Below are 18,590 nucleotides of genomic sequence, written 5' to 3' on the forward strand. Positions count from 1 at the left end.
ACCGCGCGGATTATTCCGTATCTAGGCCACAAGGATGCCTCAATTTTCAAAGATTCTGCGCGAAATAAGCAGTGAATGAATATTGAGGTAATTTAATGGACGCGTTGCGGCTGATCGGGTTTGCGCTGATTGTTGGATTGGTTGTCGCCGGGCTGGATTACTACCAGCAGGATAAGAAACACGAAGGTACGCTGTCGGCAAACGGCTATGTGGAAACGCTCAAAACGCGGTTCGCCCTTTATCATGAAGAACTGGATGCCGAAGCGGCAGAACGCGACCGCCAGAAGCGTTGGCGCGCAGGGGGCAAGCCCTATATGCCGGTCCCGGATTCAGTGCTTTCGCGTCGGGCAATAATGGACAGTGACTTCACGCTCGATGCGCGTGAAGGGGGGGGCTTGAAATCAGTCAGTGAGGCCGCGCGCCCGCTTGCCAGTAAGGTGGCTGTTCAAAAAGCTGAAATACAGGCCAAAAAACTGGATAAGGTAAGCTGGGTTTATGAAAAGGCTGGTCACACTTACTGGATTGAGATCAAACTGCGGCAGGAGGCTTCCGCGGATTCACTTGCGGGCAATATCGCAAGATCGATCGACTCGATGGATTTCGGCGCCAGCAACTATGCTCCGTTCGGTGTGATCGGGGGCGTTGCCTATTTTCAGTTCGTCGAAGCAGAGTACAGCCCGATCCATCTCGATGTCCGTAAAGTCTGGTCGATGATCACTGCCAAAGTGACGGATCTGACACAGCCGGTTGGGTTCCAGATCTATACGGGCACCCTGGGTCTGGGTGAGGAAATCCGTGTTGAGATGTACACGGATGCCCCGGAGCAGGATGTGCGCATATTCCTCAGCCAGCTTGACTATGATGGGATGAACGCGTTGCTTAGCCGGCCGGTGCCTGGTGTAGGAAACGAGGCGGTTACCGACCCGGATGGCGGCATTGAGCGCGCCTTGCAAATGGCCGAAGTCCGGGCCGAGTTCACCCGGCTGCGCAGCGAGATTGCTCAGTTGCGGATCGAAAACATCAACGGGTTGGCCTTGCTTGCCAATACAATGGCGGCACAACACGGGTTGCCATCTGATGCTTTCGATCTGACGGCAAACAATATCCAATCCCCGGATGATTTGATCCAGATCGGGTATCGCAAAGGGTTGGCTGGCCTGGAAATTGAAAACGCAGATGCGGATGGATCTGGCGGCAGTGTTTTTGGGCGACTTTTCGGGAAGCTAACGGGTGGGTCGGAAGAAAAAGAGGTCGAACCGAAAAGCTCGAGCGGTTTGTTCGGCGGCCTGAAGTCGTTTTTTAAAGGTTCAGAAACTGCCGATGCTTCTGGGAAACGTGTGAACGAAGCATCCGAGATTCGTGTGAACAAGGGTGGAGCAGGGTCTTCGGGCAAATGCGCCTTCAAAGATGCGCGCAAGACCTGCTCGCTGTCTGGCGGCTGAGAAAGTTCAAAACTTTTAGGAAAAACGACCCCCAGATGTCTGAGGGTCGTTTTTTTTATATCACTGGTCGGATGAATGTCGCGCGGTGGGCGCTGATTGCGCCATATGGTGGCAACAGATTCCAAGGGGAGACACCCGGCTATGAAAACCCAAGTCAAAGCACTGGTCGTTGGCGGCGGCGCCGTCGGCACTTCGATTGCCTATCATCTGGCCAAGGCAGGCTGGGACGATGTCATGCTAATCGAGCGGGACGAACTGACGTCAGGTTCGACCTGGCATGCGGCGGGTTTGCTGCCGCTGTTCAACATGTCCTATGCGACCACGCATATCCACAAATACTCGGTCGATTTCTACAAGCAGCTTGAGGATGAGACCGGCCTGAACGCGGGTTTCGCCGTGGTTGGTAACCTGCGCATGGCGCAGACCCAGGAGCGCATGGACGAATACATGCTGTACGCGTCGACCGCCGAAACCTGTGACGTTGCCTATGAATGGTTGACTCCGGACCAGATTAAGGAACGCTGGCCGCTGATCGAGACCTCGGACCTGAAGGGCGCGATATATCACACCGAGGACGGCTATATTAACCCAGCAGACGTGACACAGGCGATGGCCAAGGGTGCGCGTCAACGCGGAGTTGAGATCGTTCGCAAGCTGCAGGCCGATGCCTTCCATTGGACCGGCACTCATTGGGAAGTCACCTGCACCAAAATGGTCGAGAAGGGCGGTAACCTCATTCCGTCGGATGAGCAGGTGGTTATCACCGCCGAGCATGTCGTGACCGCATCGGGCAACCACGCACAGCGGACCGCGAAAATGCTGGGCATCAAGATGCCTGCGATCCCGGTCGAACACACCTTTATCGTCATGGACAAAGACCCCGAGTTGGTCAAATGGCGCGAGGCGGGCAACCCGGAACACCCTGTTGTGCGTGATGCCGACAACGAATCCTATGCCCGCGAAGAACGCGGTGGCTGGATTTTGGGGATCTATGAACATGGTGCGCCGGCGCAGTTCGAACACGGCGTGCCCGATAGTTTCCGCGCAGACTTATTCCCGCTCGATCTGGACCGGATTGCGGATCAGTACATGGCGATGGCCGAGCGTGTGCCGTCCTGTGCTGAATCCGGTCTGAAAGACGATTTCAACGGCCCGATCTGCTACACACCCGACGGTAACCCGCTGGTTGGACCCGCGCCGGGTCTGCGCAATATGTGGCTGGCCGAGGGGTTCTCGTTCGGTATCACCGCCGCAGGCGGCACCGGTTACTATCTGGCGCAGATGATGGTCGACGGCGAAGCCGAGATCGACATGGCTTCGCTGGACCCCAAACGTTACTCGTCGAACTGGATGACCACCGAGTTTGCGGCACGCAAGAATGAAGAGTGCTATGAGCACGTCTATATCCTGCACCACCCCGATGAAGAACGTGCTGCCTGCCGCCCGCTGCGGACTGTTCCGGCCTATGACCGTCAGAAAGCGCGTGGCGCACAGTTTGGCTGGGTTAACGGCTGGGAGCGCCCGAACTACTTCGGTCCGCTGGATGCACCCGAAAACTTCGACCATGATGCCCGCTCGTTCCGCCGCGGTGGCTGGTGGCAGCATGCCGTTGACGAAGCCAAGGCGATCCGCGAAGGCGTTGGCCTGATCGACGCATCGGCCTTCACAAAGCATGTCGTCAAAGGCCCCGGTGCGACCCAGTTCCTGGATTGGTTCACCTGCAACAAGCTGCCCAAGGTCGGTCGTATCAACCTGACCTACGCGCTGACCTCGCACGGTACCACCCGCACCGAATACACCATCGTCCGTAACGGCGAGAACAACTACTACATCGTCTCTGCCGGTGCCTGGACTGAGTACGACGCCGATTACCTGCGCAAGGCGGCCGAGGACAAGATGGAGGAGTTCGGTTACATCGAGATCCAGGATGTGACCACTCAGTGGGGTGTCTTCGCCATCGCCGGACCCAAGTCGCGGGACGTTCTGAAAGAGGTCATCAAGGACGCCGATCCGGAAACCGCGCTGTCCAACAAGCGTTTCCCATGGCTGTCGGCCCGTCAGATCGAACTGGGCATGTGCCCGGTCAACGCGATCCGCGTGGCCTATACCGGTGAGCTGGGTTGGGAACTTCACCATCCGATCGAAATGCAGAACTACCTGTTCGACCTGCTGGAAAAAGCGGGTGAGAAGCATGGCATGAAGCTGGTCGGCGCACGCGCCCAGAACTGGCTGCGTCAGGAGAAATCCTATCGCGCCTTCGGCACCGAACTGGGCCGCGACGCGACCCCGCTGGAAGCCGACCTGCCGCGCTTTGTTGACCTGTCCAAGGACTTCTATGGCAAGGCCAAGCTGGAAGAGACTGGCGTGCGCGCGAAATGCTGCACCCTGCTGATCGACGGACCGGAGGATGCCGATCCGTGGGGCCGTGAAGTGTTGTATACGCCGGAAGGTGAACGCGTCGGTCGTCTGACTTCGGGTGGCTATTCAGTAGCCTTCGAGAAATCCATCGGCATGGGCTATGTGAAGCCCGATCTGGCGGTGGAAGGCACCAAGCTGAAGGTCAAGCTTCAGGACAAATTGTGGGATGCGGTCGTCACCTGCGACAGCCCCTATGATCCGAAAAACGAAACCATCCGCAAGGACGGCTGATCTGGATAAGAACGGCGGCACCTTTTTGGTGCCGCCTTCAAATGCCCGCAGCACGCGGGCTTTTTTCATGCACTCAGCTCGTCGAAACAGTCCAGCGCCTTAGAGGCGTACATCATCGACGGCCCGCCTCCCATCTGAACCGCCATGGACAGAACGTCCGAAACCTCGTCACGTGACGCGCCGGCTTTGATCAAAGCTTCGGTGTGCAGCATGATACAGGGTTCGCATCGGTCCGCTATGGATATGCCAAGAGCGATGAATTCTTTGGTCTTGTAGTCCAGCGTTCCGCCTTGCTTGACCGCCGCGCCAAGCGCACCGAAGGCGCGGGCGGTATCAGGGATTGCGCCGTTCAAATTGCGAAGACCTTTTCGCGTGTCGTTGATCTTTTCCTGCCAGGACATGCTACATTCCATTTAACATCGTGTGTTTGGAATATGTTTAGTTGGCCTCGGTCCGGCTTTGATCTGGATCAGGTGTTAGGTTTTTCCACGATGAAGGCCAGGTTATTTGCAGGCATCTCCGCGACTTCCAGGATTTTCAGGTCGTGATTGGCCAAAAGCTCAGAAACGTCTCCGTCGTTTTTATATCCGATTTCAGCATCCTGCTGGACCAGAGCCGTATGAAATCGTTGATCCCCTGCGCTGGTCAGGCGATTGTTTCGCATGAAGGGACCATAGAGGACCAACCGACCATTCGCGTTCAGTGCTTGCGCCGCCTCGCCGACAAGCGTTTCCACTTCGGCCCAGCTGATCAGGTGCAAGAGATTGATCAGAACGATCAGATCCCTGCCGCCAAACGGCTGATGCCAACCCTCGATGGTTGCATCCAGAGCTTCTGCTTTGGACACATTCGGCAGGCCCGCGGTGTAGGCATTGATGCTGGCCCGCCGTTCGGATTCAACCTCACTGGGTTGCCAATGCATGCCGGGGCGGCATTCGGCAAAGGCTGCGATGTGCTGACCGGTGCCACTTGCCAGTTCCAGCGCTTGTCCGGTCAAAGGGGCGAACCGGTCGAGAAGGTCGCACAAAGCCCCAACGTTACGGCTGGCTGCCGGAGCGACCAACTGACCGTTCTCTCCTACAGTCGCGACGCTGGCGTTGGAGGGTAACGGGCGCTTGTTCATCTGTGCAACCTGTCTGGTCTCAGAGAGGCGATGGTCGCCGTGTCCAGACTTGATTGGTTGCCGACTGTCAGATCCGCTACCAGTTGGGATGCAGCAGGGGCCGTCTGAAACCCGTAACCACCCTGACCGGCAGACCAGATAAACGTAGGATCGGTCGGATCGGGCCCCAAAACCAGGCTGCCATCCGGTGCGAAACTGCGCAAGCCCGCCCAGTTGGTTTCGACCCGTGTCACAGGCTCGGTGACCATTGCCTCGTACCGGGCCAAGCCCTCGGCCAGAACCATGTCATCGGCATATGCATCATGGGCGGCGGTCGGATCGGCATCGGCAGGTGAGACCAGCAATTTGCCCGCGTCGGGTTTAGCATACCAGCTTTCGCCCGCACCCAACATCATGGGCCAGGCGCGCAAGTCATGCCCGCCGGGGGCCGGGATACGGGCCATTGAGCGGCGGCGCGGCTGGATACCAATCGGCGCGATACCGGCCATCGCCGCGATTTCGTCAACCCAGGCGCCGGCTGCATTGACGATGTTTCGTGCCTCAAAGCTCTCGGTGGCCTCGACGATCCAGTGCCTTTGTTTGCGAATTGCCGTGACGCTTTGCCGGGTCAGAACGGATCCACCATTCCCACGGATCGTCCGGGCGAAATCCTGCATCATGCGGTCGGTATCTATATCTTGTTCACTGTCGCTGTGCGCCGCGAACCCGACGGTTTCGGGGTTCAGGATCGGGATAAGGGATTGTGCCGCGTCAAAGGAAATCTGTCGGCCGCCAAGTTGATCGGCATCCCGGTGAAATACATCGTGTTGGTCTTTCCCGCCGATCAGAACCCAGCCGCGTGGCGACAGATAGTCATTCGTCTCAAAATGCGCTGCGCTGGCAAGGTTGAGGGCAATAACAGCAGGCGGACCATAGGCGGGTGCAAACATAGCCGCGGACCGGCCTGATGCGTGATAGCCCAGCGCCTCTTCGCCTTCGAGCACGGTGACCTGGCCGCGCTCTGACAACCGCGCGCCCGCGCTAAGCCCGGCAATACCGCCGCCGATAATCAGGAAATCTATCATGTCGCCCCTTTGCTGGCCGCAGTCGTGATTTTCTGACGTCGAATGCGTCGTGCACGACCGTAGAATTCTAATTGAGACTTTAAGCAGGGTTGAATTTGCGCATCAACCCATCCAAAGAAGTGGAAAGCAATTAGAGGAGGGCAGGGTGAGCACAGCAGATTTACACCCATTGGCCACGGGGCACATTCCGTCTTACGTGACCCAGGCGGATGGCAGCGATTTTCTTTTGACGGTCATGTTCATTTTCACGGTTGTGGTAATCATCCTGATCGGCGTTGGCTATTTCACCCTGCATTCGATCCCCGAAAAGCTCGCGCATGAATCCAACCACCCGCAGTTTCAGCTTGTGGGAATTCTAGCGCTGCTGGCTTTGTTCACTCATAACGGATTGTTCTGGATTGCAGCCATTTTGGTCGCCGGATTCCAGTTTCCCGACATAGGTGCGCCCTTGCGTGCCATTGCCGATGCGATCCGATCTTTGGCGCCGCAACCGCCTGCTGATCCCGATCCCGTTCCATCCCCCGAACCCGTCGCGCAGCAGGAGCAATAGGACATGCTTGAAACACTGATGTGCGCGCTGGTTACAGTGCTGCCTGATTATCTGTTCCGCCGCTTTGTGCAGGGAAAACGTTTCGGGCACGAGATCACATTATTCACCATGTGGTACGAGTTGCGCTGGGGTCTGACAACCTGTGCCATTATGGCGCTGACCGTGATCACCACTCTGTTCTATTTTCACCCGGCCAGCAAAACTGCGGCCTCGTATTTCCGCACAGTAACGATCTTGCCGCAACTGGGTGGGCGAGTGTCCGAGGTCTATGTCTCCAACAATCAACAGGTTGTTGCTGGGCAGCCAATCTTCCGGATCGAGGACTTTACTCAGACTGCAATGGTTGAGGCAGCGCATGCGCAGATCGCGCAAGTTCAGGCATCACTGAAAGTTGCGGAGACCGATCTGGCCGAGGCCGCCGCCGGGATCGCGGGCGCAAAAGCGGCGCTGGATCAGGCGCTGGAGGACTTGCAACGCAATACGACCCTGCGGGACGAAGGGTCAAGCGCCGTCCGCCTGGCCGAGATTGACCGGCTGGAAAACCTTGTCGCTGAACGAGAGGCCAAGCTGGTTGCGGCTGAATCGCAACGCGCTGCCGTCGTACAGCAAATCGAAGAGCTGATCCCGGCCCAACTGGCCAGCGCCAATGCGAACCTGGATGCTGCTTTGACCGAGCTGGACAAGACTGTGATCAACGCGGGTGTGACGGGGAGGATCGAACAGTTCGGCCTTCAGGTTGGCGATTACGTCAGTCCTCTGCTGCGTCCAGCAGGTATTCTTGTGCCGTCAAACTCCGGGCATGACCGCTTTCAGGCTGCGTTCAATCAGATGTCGGCGCAGGTTATCAAGCCCGGCATGGTCGGAGAGCTGGGCTGCATGACCAAGCCGTTCACGGTTATTCCGGTTGTGGTGGTCGAAGTTCAGGATGTGATCCCATCGGGACAAATTCGCCCGTCAGACGAGCTGAGAGACGTGCAGTCCAACAAGGTGCCGGGCTCGATCCTGGTTTATTTTGAACCGCTTTATAAGGGCATGGCGGATGATATCCCGCCCGGCAGCAACTGTCTGGCGAATGTCTACACCGATAACCACGAGCGGCTGGAGCATGAAGATTTGGGCTTTTGGCACTCTGCTTTCCTGCATGTGGTCGACACGATCGGCGTGGTTCATGCGGCGGGTCTGCGCCTGCGTTTGATCCTGATGCCGGTGAACACGCTGGTTCTGACTGGGCATTAACGGCCCTTACTTAGATCAGAATTTGCCGTTGTCATTCTTCCACTCGCTACGGGGCGCTATGGTTTCCATAGTGCCCCACTGCTCGACGATCACTCCGTCTGCGACCCGAAACAGATCATAAAAGCTGGTATGTTTTCCGTGACTGGCACCTTCGCTCATGCACAGGACGAAATTCCCTTCTGCCAGCACACGATGGACGCGGTGATACTGAACGATCAACTCCGCGTCTGATCTAGCTTCAAGCACCATGCGATAGGAGTCGATGCCGTCAACACCATCGGGATCGTGTTGTATCAGGTTCGCATCAACAAACGCCTTCATCCGCTCGGTTTTCCGGTCTATCAGGACCGTTTGCGAGAAGTTGTCGACCAATTCCCGGTTCTGTTCGGTTCTGTCAATATCCGTGATTTCAGTTGGCCCTTCAAGCATGCCGCGTCCCGAAGCGTTTGGGCCGCGCAGGGGCTGAATGTTATCCCAGTGCTCAACAGCTTTGCTGTCTTCAAATCGAAAGACCTCGAACGCGGCCTTAACTTCGGCAAAATCATATTCGTTATGGGCAAAAGCGAATTCGCCATCTTCAAAAACGCGAATAAATTTAACCTTGGGATTTGTTTTCGACAGGCGGGCAAACAACGTGGCCAGCCCCTCGCTGCCTTCATGGGTCTGGGGATTGTGCTGGATGTATTTTTCTTCGTTGACGACGGCTGCGGCCTCGGCGTCCCCGGTTTCGATACCTTTCAACAGTTTCTGCAGCAATTCGCGTTTTGAATTCATCTGGTCCTCGTTGATCGGTAGAGCCGCGGATCAATGTGCTTGGCGCTGGTTTCGGGCTATCGAAGATCAAGAGTGGCATAAAACAGGTGGCAAAATCAAAAAGGCCCGCACATGGCGGGCCTTTCTGCGTTATCCTGTGCCGCCTTACTGCGGAATCTCACCTTCCAAGCCTTCGACATAGAAGTTCATGCCGGCCAGTGTACCGTCGTCTGCAGTCTCGCCTTCGGCCAGCCAGTCACTACCGTCCTGCTTTTTCAGCGGTCCGGTGAAGGGGTGGTATTCACCCGCGGCCATGGCCGCTTTCAGCGCCAGTGCCTCTTCTTTGACGTCAGCGGGAACCGCGTCCGAGATTTCGCCGATTGCAACCATGCCTTCGCGGATGCCATCCCATGTATTGGCGCTTTCCCATGTGCCATCCATGACGGCCTGGGTCCGTGCAATATAGTAAGGCGCCCAGTCATCGATGATCGACGAGACGCGCGGGTACGGAGCGTATTCGCTCATGTCCGAGGCCTGGCCGAAAGTGATGACGTTGCCCGCCTCTTGCGCAGCTGCTTGCGGTGCGGTCGAGTCGGTGTGCTGCAGGATAACGTCCGCGCCCTGTTCGATCAGAACAGTGGCGGCATCTGCTTCTTTCGCCGGATCGAACCAAGTGTAGGCCCAGATGATCTTGAACTCGACATCCGGGTTGACCTTCTTGGCGTGGATATAGGCCGAGTTGATTCCGCGGACCACTTCGGGGATCGGATAGGACCCGATATAGCCAACAATGTTCGACTTGGTCATTTTGCCCGCGATATGGCCCTGTACCGCACGACCTTCATAGAAACGTGCCGAATAAACCGAAACGTTGTCGGCTGTTTTATAGCCGGTCGCGTGTTCGAACTTCACGTTCGGGAATTTCTTGGCCACGTTGATGGTCGGATCCATGTATCCGAACGAGGTGGTAAAGATCAGGTCTGCACCTTCCAGCGCCATCTGGGTCATCACCCGCTCTGCATCCGGGCCTTCGGGCACGGATTCAACAAACACGGTTTCGACCTTGTCGCCGAACTCTTCTTCAACCGCCAGACGGCCCTTGTTATGTTCATAGGTCCAGCCGCCGTCGCCCACCGGGCCGACAAATACAAAGCCGACCTTGGTTTTGTCTTCAGCTATGGCAGTAGTTGCCAAACCCAGCGCCATGGCGGCGCTTGCCAGAAATGTAGTAATTTTCATGTGTTACTCCCCAAGTTGGTTCAGTTGTCCCCGTCTAATGCGAGGCATGGAATATCCGGCCGAGTGAGGCAGGTGCGCTGCTTTTGTCGGCGGAAAGGATCACAAGCACAAGGATCGTGATGATGTAGGGCGACATTGCCAGATACTCGACCGGGATGGCAACGCCCGCTGCCTGCAAATTCAGCTGCAACACGGTGATACCGCCGAACAAATAGGCACCCAGCAGGGCGCGCCATGGCTTCCAACTGGCGAAGACGACCAAGGCCAGGGCGATCCAGCCGACACCGGCTGTCATGCCCTCGGTCCACTGTGGCACCCGGATCAAGCTGATATAGGCCCCACCCAGCCCGGCACAGGCACCGCCGAACAGGATCGCCATGATGCGGATCTTGATCACCTTATAGCCAAGCGCATGTGCCGCATCGTGGTTTTCACCTACCGCGCGCAGGATCAGTCCGACGCGAGTGTATTTAAGCGTAGCCCAGACGGCCGCTGTCAAAGCGATGCCGACATAAAGGATCGGGTCATGCTGAAACAGGATCGGGCCAATCACCGGAATATCGCTGATCACCGGGATATGGATATCGCCCATGCTGGGGGGTTTGACCCCCACATAGCTTTGACCGAGCAGGGCGCTGAACCCTAAACCAAACAGAGTCAGCGCCAGGCCGCTGGCAACCTGATTGGCCAGCGCCACCTGCGTCAGCAGCACAAACAGCAGGGACAGTACTGCACCGCCTATGGCCGCGGCGACAAAGCCCAGCCAGGGCGACCCAGTCTCGACCGAGATCGCAAAACCGCTGATCGCGCCAACGATCATCATGCCCTCTACGCCAAGGTTCAGAACTCCTGCTTTTTCGACGACCAATTCACCGATCGCGGCCAGAAGCAGGGGAGTTGCAGCCACCATCAGTGACGCGACCAGAAGTACGGGATTAATCTCACCTAGGTCCATGATTACGCCACCTCGCTACGGGCCGCACGGATGCGGTAGTTGGTCAAAAGGTCGAAGGCCAGCAGGAAGAACAGCAGCATCCCCTGGAATACTTGAATAGCCGCGGCAGGAAGACCCATTTGGGACTGCGCAATTTCACCACCGATATAGGTCAACGCCATTAGACCACCGGCTAGCAGGATGCCCACCGGATGCAGTCGACCCAGAAAGGCCACGATGATCGCGGTAAAGCCATAGCCGACGTTAAAGTCGATGCTGACAACACCCGAGGGGCCCGAGACTTCGAACATCCCCGCCAGCCCGGCCAGTGCGCCTGACAGGCCAAGACAGAACAGGATCAGTCGTGCTGGGTTTACCCCGGCGAATTTGGCTGCGCGCGGGGCCTCACCCGTCAGGCGGATGTGAAAGCCCAGCATGTGCCGGTTCAGCAGGATATAGGAAAAGATCACGGCTATCAGTGCGGTCACAACGCCCCAATGCATCCCCGATCCTGCGATCAGCTCGGCATTATGCGCACTCTCATAGGATTGCAGATTGCGTGAACCCGGAAAACCGAACCCTTCGGGGTTTTTCAGCAGTCCCAGCGAGACCGAGGCCATCATCTGTTCAGCCACATAGACCAGCATCAGCGAGACTAAAATTTCATTGGTGCCAAAGCGCACCTTCAGAAAGGCCGGAATAGAGGCCCAGAGCCAACCGCCAAGCGCACCTGCCATCACCATGATCGGAAAGACATACCAGGCATCCAGCGGGTAAAAGGCCAGCCCGGCCCCCGCACCAAAGATGGCGCCCATGATATACTGACCCTCGGCGCCGATGTTCCAGATACCGGCGCGGAAGCCTAACGACAGGCCAATCGCAATCAGCACCAACGGCGCGCCCTTCACCAGCAGCTGCGGGCGGTAATAAAAGGCGAATTCACCGAACAGAGGCTCCCAGAAAATGGTGCCGATGGCCTGAACCGGGTTTTTACCCAGGACGGCAAACAATATGCCGCCAAACAGCATCGTCGCCAATACCGCCACAAGCGGGGTCGCATAAGACCACGCCTTGGACGGCTGTGGCCGTTTCTCCAATACAATCATCTGCTCACACCCCCGTCGTCATATTTTGTTTTGCATCAGACATGGGCTACCTCCATGCCATGTGCACCGCCCATCATCAGGCCGATCTCATCCACGGTCAGACCCGTGGTTGTGCGTGGCGCGCTGAGCCTGCCTTCGTTCAGGGCGGCAAAGCTGTCCGAGATTTCCATCAATTCGTCCAGATCCTGGCTGATGCAGACCACCGCCGTGCCCTTGGCGGCAAGGTCCAGAATGGCCTGTCGGATCGACGCAGCGGCAGCGGCGTCCACCCCCCATGTGGGTTGGTTCACGACCAGTACATCGGGGTTCTGCAACACTTCGCGCCCGATCACGAATTTCTGTAGGTTGCCGCCTGACAATGACCGGGCCGCATTCTCGGGCCCTGGCGTGCGCACATCAAAGGCGCTGATGATCTTTTCAGCAAAGCTTTTGGTATCTGCCCATTTCAAGAACCCGTTGCTTTCCAACCCTTCGCGGACCGATCCGGTCAGCAGGGCGTTTTCGGTCAGGCTCATGTCTGGGGCGGCTGCATGTCCCAACCGCTCTTCGGGGGCGGTCAGTACGCCCAGCTTGCGCCGTGCGGTTGGGCCCAGTTTGCCAATCGGCTGGCCATCGAACTTGATCGCATCGGCAGCTGTCTGGATTTCGCCAGACAGGACACCCAGCAGTTCGTCCTGTCCGTTGCCGGCAACACCGCCAATTCCCAGCACTTCGCCTTTGCGAACTGTCATGTGGACATTCTTCAGCGCGGTGCCGAATTCAGACGGTGAGGGCACGGAAAGCCCGCTGACATCCAGCGCGACCTCGCCGAACTCGCGGCCTCCGCGCTCAGGTGTTTGCAGGGTTGAACCGACCATCAACTCGGCCATCTCCCGGGCCGAGGTTTCAGACGGAACGCATTCGCCCACATTCTTGCCCAAACGCAAGATCGTAGCGTGGTCGCATAGGGTGCGGATTTCTTCAAGCTTGTGCGAGATATACAGGATCGATGTGCCTTCAGACCGCAATTTATTCAGCGTTTCGAAAAGGATATCGACTTCTTGCGGAGTCAGAACACTGGTTGGTTCGTCCATGATCAAAAGCTTTGGATCCTGCAGAAGGCAGCGAATGATCTCAACCCGTTGGCGTTCCCCCGCGGACAGGTCACCGACTGTACGAAAGGGGTCCAGCGGTAGACCGTAGGTTTCCGAAACTTCCCGAATGCGCGAGGCCAGGTCGCCCATTGGTGGCGGGTTCTCCATCCCCAATGCGATGTTCTCGGCCACGTTTAGCGCGTCGAACAGCGAAAAATGCTGAAATACCATCGCGATTCCGTCAGCACGCGCGGCGCGCGGCTCGGGCGGAGCAAAGGGTTGGCCACGCAACAGCATGGTGCCGCTGTCGGGCTTCACCAAGCCATAGATCATTTTGACCAGCGTGGATTTTCCCGCGCCGTTTTCGCCCAACAGGGCATGAACTTCGCCCTCACCGATGTCAAAGGACACCTGATCATTGGCCACGACGCCGGGATAGGCTTTGGTCAGTCCTTGCAAACTTAGCAGTGGAGTGGTCACGCGCTCAGATCCTTCTTCAAATTGTTTTGCCCGATCGGGCGCAGCAGTTGTGATGCGACGCCCACGGCAATCATCTGCGGGTGCTTGCCCAGGCCCGGGTCGCCAATCGGGCAGGTAATCCGGTTGATCCGCTCGGGCGAGTGCCCCAGCGCCGCCAGCCGGGACCGGAACCGCGCCCATTTCGTAGCCGAGCCGATCAGCCCCGCAAAGCGGAAATCGTGCGAAAGCAGACGGTTGCACAATTCCAAGTCCAGATTGTGTGAATAAGTCAGCACCAGATGTTCAGCATCACGCGGCGCATGCCGAACCAGTTCCGCTGGTTTCGCGGCAGGGACGGCGGTGACTCCGTTCGGTACGGTTTCCGGAAACCGCTTGGATCCTGTATCGACCCAGGTGATTGCGAGATCGGGCAGCGGTGACAGGACATCCACCAAGGCGCGACCGACGTGACCCGCGCCCCAGACCCACAGTGCACGCGCGGGTTTGTGGACCGGCTCGACCATCCAGCCTTCGATCAGCTGTGCCTCTGGTGCAATCCCCTGTCCGCGGGCTTCGGTCAACAGGCGTTTGACCGACAGTGGCATGTCCTGGCTCGATGTTGGGCGCGCGATGATGCTGTCGTCCAGATCGTTGATGTTGTTGCGGTCATAGACCTCGCTTAGCAAGGAAACAGCGCCACCGCAGCACTGGCCCATGTCGGGGCCAAGCGCGTGATGGGTCAGGCGCGATTGGGCGGTTTGTATCCGCGCCGCTTCGGCTGCCTGAAACTCAAGTGTGCCGCCGCCGATCGTGCCGGATTGCCCGTCCTGCCAGACCAGCATTGCGGCACCAACCTCGCGTGGGGACGAGCCCTTGATCCCGGCGATGACTACCCGGATCACGCGCCCATGGGTTTTGACCGCCTCCCTCAAAGTCTCAAGGTCAAATCCCATCAGTCGTCCCCCTTCATCCTTTGGACACCATGCCAGACTTCTTCTGCCGTGGCGGGGGCATCCAATGCGGGGTAGCTGTTTCCGCAGGCCGCCACCGCATTCGACAGTGCCAGCCAGGCGGATATCCCAAGCATGAATGGAGGTTCGCCTACCGCTTTCGAGCGATAGATCGTGTCCTCACGGTTTTCAGCCTCCCAAAGAGCAACGTTGAAGATGTCGGGGCGGTCGGAACAAGCCGGGATCTTGTAGGTCGATGGCGCATGGGTGCGCAGATTGCCTGTGCCATCCCAGACGAGTTCTTCGGTCGTCAACCAACCCGCGCCCTGCACATAGCCACCTTCGACCTGACCGATATCCAGCGCAGGGTTCAGCGACGCGCCCGCGTCATGCAAGATATCCGTGCGCAAGATGCGGTTCTCACCGGTTAGTGTGTCCACGGCAACTTCGGTGATCGAGGCGCCATAGGCGAAGTAGAAAAACGGACGACCCTGGCCTTTGATCCGGTCCCATTCGATCTTGGGTGTCTTATAGAAGCCGGTGGCCGAAAGGCTGATGCGGCCCTGATAGGTCAGCGCAGCCGCTTCGGCAAAGGTATAGCGTTCCTCACCAACCGATACATGACCATCCCCGAAAGTGACAGCCGACGGGTCGGCCTGATGTCGCTCGGCCAGATACTCTGCCATCCGGTCGCGGATCGTGTCACAGGCGGCTTTCACCGCCATGCCGTTGAGATCGCTTCCCGAGGATGCCGCCGTTGCCGAGGTGTTCGGCACTTTGGCCGTGTCTGTGGCGGTGATCTTCACCATCTCTAGCGGAATACCAAAGCGTGAGGCGGCAACCTGGGCCACTTTTTGAAACAGGCCTTGGCCCATCTCGGTACCGCCATGGTTCAGGTGCACGGACCCGTCCTGGTACACATGCACCAGCGCGCCGGCCTGATTCAGATGGGTCAGAGTGAAGGAAATGCCGAACTTGACCGGAGAGAAGGCGATGCCCTTTTTGATCACGCTGTTCTCGGCATTCCATTTCTGAATTGCTGCCTTGCGCGCGGCATAGTCGCTGGAATTCAACAAGGCTTCGGTCATGCCGTGAAGTTCGAAATCTTCGACTTCCATGCCATAAGGGGTGGTGTTTGGCGTATCGCCGCCATTGCGATCAGGGGCATGGTCATCGGTACCCGCCGGGGCAGCGTAATAGTTCCTGCGGCGCAGCTCGACCGGGTCCAGACCCAGCTCATGCGCGGCGTGGTCCATGACGCGTTCGATTCCAACCATACCCTGAGGGCCTCCAAACCCCCGATAGGCGGTGGCAGATTGGGTGTTGGTTTTCAGCCGGTGACTTTCGATCCGCGCATTGGGCAGCAGATAAGCATTGTCGGAATGCAGCATCGCCCGATCCGCGACGGGCAGCGACAGGTCTTGTGCCCATCCGCATATGGCGTGGTGCAGAAAGGATACCCCCTGAATATGCCCGTCCTGATCGAACCCGGCCCTATAGCCAATGCGAAAGGCATGCCGCTTACCGGTGATGATCATGTCGTCATCGCGGTCATAGCGCATCTTGCAGGCCTTGCCGGTTGCCCGCGCAGCCACTGCGCAGGAAACAGCCAGAGCGTTGCCCTGGCTTTCCTTGCCCCCGAACCCGCCGCCCATGCGCCGGGTTTCAACGCGCACAGCATGCATGGGAACGCCCAGAGCCTCTGCCACTTTGTGCTGAATCTCAGTCGGGTGCTGGGTCGAGCTATGGACCAGCATATCAGCACCCTCATTCGGCACCGCCAGTGCAGCTTGACCTTCCAGATAGAAATGCTCTTGCCCGCCAAGCTCAAAACTGCCTTCGATCACATGCGCCGCGCCTGCGATGGCGGCGTCTGCATCACCTTTGGTGTAGATGCGCGGGCCGTCCTCGAACCGACTGTCGGCGGCCAGAGCCTGCTCAATCGTCAGGATCGCGGTTTCTTCGGCATAGTCGATCTTGCCCAGTCGCGCGGCTTTGCGCGCTGCCAGATGGCTGGTGGCGACAACCAGAAACACGGGCTGGCCGATATAGTGGACGGTGCCGTCTGACAGCAAGGGCTCGTCATGAATGGACGGTGAGACATCATTGGCAAAAGGCAGGTCTTCGGCGGTCATCACCATGACCACGCCGTCGGCCGCCTTGACCGCTGACAGGTCCATCGCGGCAATCCGACCCTTGGCGATGGGGCTGAGGCCAAAGGCCAGATGCAACGTGCCTTTTGGTGTTGGGATATCGTCCACATAGCGGGCCGAACCGGACACATGCAGCGGCGCGGCGTCATGAGGCAGTGGTTTTGTCACGCTCATGCCGACACCTCCAGCACATTGGTTACTTGGCCCTGATCTTCAAGGAAATAACGCTCCAGCATCGCTTTCGCCGTCTCAAGGCGGTAATGAGCCGAGGCGCGCATATCTGACATTGGCGCGTAATCCTCGGCAAACATCGTCAGAGCGGATTGAACCGTAGCAGCTGTCCATGGCTTGCCGGTCAACGAAGCTTCGACTTGAGTGGCACGTTTTGGAACGCCCGCCATGCCGCCAAATGCGATGCGTGTCTGAGTGACGGTACCTTCTGCAACGGTAATGTTGAAACACCCACAAACGGCCGAGATATCCTGATCAAACCGCTTGCTGAGCTTGTAGCATTTCAACCGATCCGCCTGGCGCGGGAAGCTTACGGCTTCGACGAATTCTCCGGGTACGCGATCCTGTTTTCCATAGTCGATGAAGAACTCTTCCAAGGGCAGCGTTCGCCTTGTGTCGCCTTTGCGCAGGTGCAGGCTGGCGCCCAGGGCAATCAGTGCAGGCGGGTTGTCACCGATTGGTGACCCATTGGCGATATTACCGCCTACGGTTGCGGCGTGCCGCACCTGTACGCTGGCATAGCGGCGGATCATTTCAGCATAAGAGGGGTGCAGATCCCCCAGCGCTTCGCCCATGCGGTTCATATCGACCATGGCACCAAGGCGAATTTCATTGTCAGTAACCGTGATCTGTTTCAGATCATCGCAACCGTTCATGAAGATTACTGTTTTCAGGTCGCGCAACTGTTTGGTGACCCAAAGGCCTACATCGGTCGCGCCAGCGACCAGGGTGGCCTCTGGGTGTTCGGCATAAATGGCGGCAAGCTCGTCCGAGGACCGCGGCAGCATAGGAGACGCGGCGGGTGCTGCGTCAGGCTTGTCCTTGACCCAGACGGGAACAGGGTGCTTTTCGGCGGCTTTGGCGGCACGGATAATCGGCGCATAGCCCGTGCAGCGGCACAGGTTCCCGGCCAGCTGTGTGTCGTGTTCGGTTGCACCATTCGCATGCCCGGCCACCATCGACATTACAAAGCCGGGGGTGCAAAAGCCACATTGCGACCCGTGCAGATCAACCATTGCCTGCTGTACCGGGTGGGCCTTCCCGTCCGGGCTGCTGGCGCCTTCGACGGTGCGCACCGCTTTGCCGTGGAGCTGAGGCAGGAACAGAATGCAGGAGTTCAGAGCTTTGGCTCCCCCCTGATCCGTCACCATGACAGTGCAGGCACCGCAATCACCTTCGTTGCAGCCCTCTTTGGTGCCGGTCAGAGAGCGATCCTCGCGCAGCCAATCCAACAAGGTGACTGTCGGATCGACATTCGCCAACTCCACTGTCTCTCCGTTCAGAAGAAACGTGATATCCATTCGTGAAACCCGTCGCGTTACCGAATTGCGCCTCTGAATGCTCTCCTTCGATGCGACGTAGAAAGAGTGCGGGCGGATAGCTTGCCACTAGATGTTAGAAACAGCGCAGCCAATCTGGCAAGAAAAACCGCGCTTCTGATGTATCATTTCATTGGTCCGATCCTTGTGTTTCATGTGGTTTCGATGTTCATCACATTGAAAATAAAAGGTTTTGTAGCATGTTTCACCCTCAGAGTCCGAAGCACCTTATGGATTTCCCGAACAATCAGCGCCTGTTTTTTTGGCAATCCGAACCTAAGGTTCAGGCTTTTGTACCACCACTGGCTG

At 57.9% G+C, this 18,590-nt stretch carries 15 protein-coding genes; 4 read left to right on the plus strand and 11 right to left on the minus strand.

The features are described 5' to 3' along the window. The first annotated feature begins 95 nt into the window (after positions 1-95). Together AC2FH2_RS15460 and AC2FH2_RS15465 are read left to right on the plus strand one after the other, a co-directional pair. Positions 96-1,442: a hypothetical protein gene (locus AC2FH2_RS15460; RefSeq protein WP_496824273.1), complete on the plus strand. Its 1,347-nt coding sequence runs from the start codon at positions 96-98 to the stop codon at positions 1,440-1,442. Positions 1,443-1,583: 141 nt separating this feature from the next. Further along, positions 1,584-4,091 (plus strand): GcvT family protein, encoded by a 2,508-nt coding sequence (locus AC2FH2_RS15465; RefSeq protein WP_496824275.1) that lies wholly within the window; start codon positions 1,584-1,586, stop codon positions 4,089-4,091. A 65-nt stretch (positions 4,092-4,156) separates the two neighbouring features. Here the strand turns inward: AC2FH2_RS15465 and AC2FH2_RS15470 are convergent, their stop codons facing one another. The 3 genes from AC2FH2_RS15470 to AC2FH2_RS15480 all read right to left on the minus strand — a co-directional run bounded on the left by AC2FH2_RS15470 (position 4,157) and on the right by AC2FH2_RS15480 (position 6,278). After that, positions 4,157-4,492 carry a carboxymuconolactone decarboxylase family protein gene (locus tag AC2FH2_RS15470; protein WP_496824277.1) on the minus strand — a complete coding sequence of 112 codons (336 nt, stop codon included), beginning with the start codon at positions 4,490-4,492 and terminating at the stop codon, positions 4,157-4,159. Positions 4,493-4,560: 68 nt separating this feature from the next. Next, a complete protein-coding gene (locus tag AC2FH2_RS15475; protein ID WP_496824279.1) occupies positions 4,561-5,214 on the minus strand; it encodes a DUF938 domain-containing protein in 654 nt (217 codons plus the stop codon). Next, positions 5,211-6,278, minus strand: coding sequence for an NAD(P)/FAD-dependent oxidoreductase (locus AC2FH2_RS15480; protein WP_496824281.1), 1,068 nt, complete (start codon positions 6,276-6,278; stop codon positions 5,211-5,213). Before AC2FH2_RS15480 ends, AC2FH2_RS15475 begins: the two co-directional genes overlap by 4 nt. A 145-nt stretch (positions 6,279-6,423) precedes the next feature. On the opposite strand from AC2FH2_RS15480, the gene AC2FH2_RS15485 reads away from it, so the two are divergent. Together AC2FH2_RS15485 and AC2FH2_RS15490 are read left to right on the plus strand one after the other, a co-directional pair. Beyond that, positions 6,424-6,828, plus strand: a complete 405-nt coding sequence (locus AC2FH2_RS15485) for a hypothetical protein (RefSeq protein ID WP_142638956.1) — start codon at positions 6,424-6,426, stop codon at positions 6,826-6,828. 3 nt (positions 6,829-6,831) lie between these two features. Beyond that, entirely contained in the window at positions 6,832-8,064 is a 1,233-nt protein-coding gene (locus AC2FH2_RS15490; protein WP_496714092.1) for an HlyD family secretion protein, read from the plus strand. A gap of 15 nt (positions 8,065-8,079) precedes the next feature. On the opposite strand, the gene AC2FH2_RS15495 is transcribed toward AC2FH2_RS15490, so the two are convergent. The 8 genes from AC2FH2_RS15495 to xdhA all read right to left on the minus strand — a co-directional run bounded on the left by AC2FH2_RS15495 (position 8,080) and on the right by xdhA (position 18,263). Continuing rightward, positions 8,080-8,838: a nuclear transport factor 2 family protein gene (locus tag AC2FH2_RS15495; RefSeq protein WP_496824283.1), complete on the minus strand. Its 759-nt coding sequence runs from the start codon at positions 8,836-8,838 to the stop codon at positions 8,080-8,082. Between the two features lie 144 nt (positions 8,839-8,982). Beyond that, positions 8,983-10,056, minus strand: a complete 1,074-nt coding sequence (locus tag AC2FH2_RS15500) for a BMP family ABC transporter substrate-binding protein (protein ID WP_281973637.1) — start codon at positions 10,054-10,056, stop codon at positions 8,983-8,985. A gap of 34 nt (positions 10,057-10,090) precedes the next feature. Continuing rightward, positions 10,091-11,011: an ABC transporter permease gene (locus AC2FH2_RS15505; RefSeq protein ID WP_142638949.1), complete on the minus strand. Its 921-nt coding sequence runs from the start codon at positions 11,009-11,011 to the stop codon at positions 10,091-10,093. Positions 11,012-11,013: 2 nt separating this feature from the next. Further along, positions 11,014-12,096, minus strand: coding sequence for an ABC transporter permease (locus AC2FH2_RS15510; RefSeq protein ID WP_142638948.1), 1,083 nt, complete (start codon positions 12,094-12,096; stop codon positions 11,014-11,016). A gap of 35 nt (positions 12,097-12,131) precedes the next feature. Continuing rightward, entirely contained in the window at positions 12,132-13,649 is a 1,518-nt protein-coding gene (locus AC2FH2_RS15515; RefSeq protein WP_142638946.1) for an ABC transporter ATP-binding protein, read from the minus strand. Next, a complete protein-coding gene (xdhC, locus tag AC2FH2_RS15520) occupies positions 13,646-14,581 on the minus strand; it encodes a xanthine dehydrogenase accessory protein XdhC (protein WP_496824286.1) in 936 nt (311 codons plus the stop codon). Before xdhC ends, AC2FH2_RS15515 begins: the two co-directional genes overlap by 4 nt. Next, entirely contained in the window at positions 14,581-16,905 is a 2,325-nt protein-coding gene (xdhB, locus tag AC2FH2_RS15525; RefSeq protein ID WP_281996086.1) for a xanthine dehydrogenase molybdopterin binding subunit, read from the minus strand. Before xdhB ends, xdhC begins: the two co-directional genes overlap by 1 nt. Continuing rightward, entirely contained in the window at positions 16,902-18,263 is a 1,362-nt protein-coding gene (gene xdhA / locus AC2FH2_RS15530) for a xanthine dehydrogenase small subunit (protein ID WP_496814604.1), read from the minus strand. Before xdhA ends, xdhB begins: the two co-directional genes overlap by 4 nt. Between the last annotated feature and the right edge of the window lie 327 nt (positions 18,264-18,590).

It is taken from the genome of Ruegeria sp. YTSA105 (assembly GCF_059610225.1).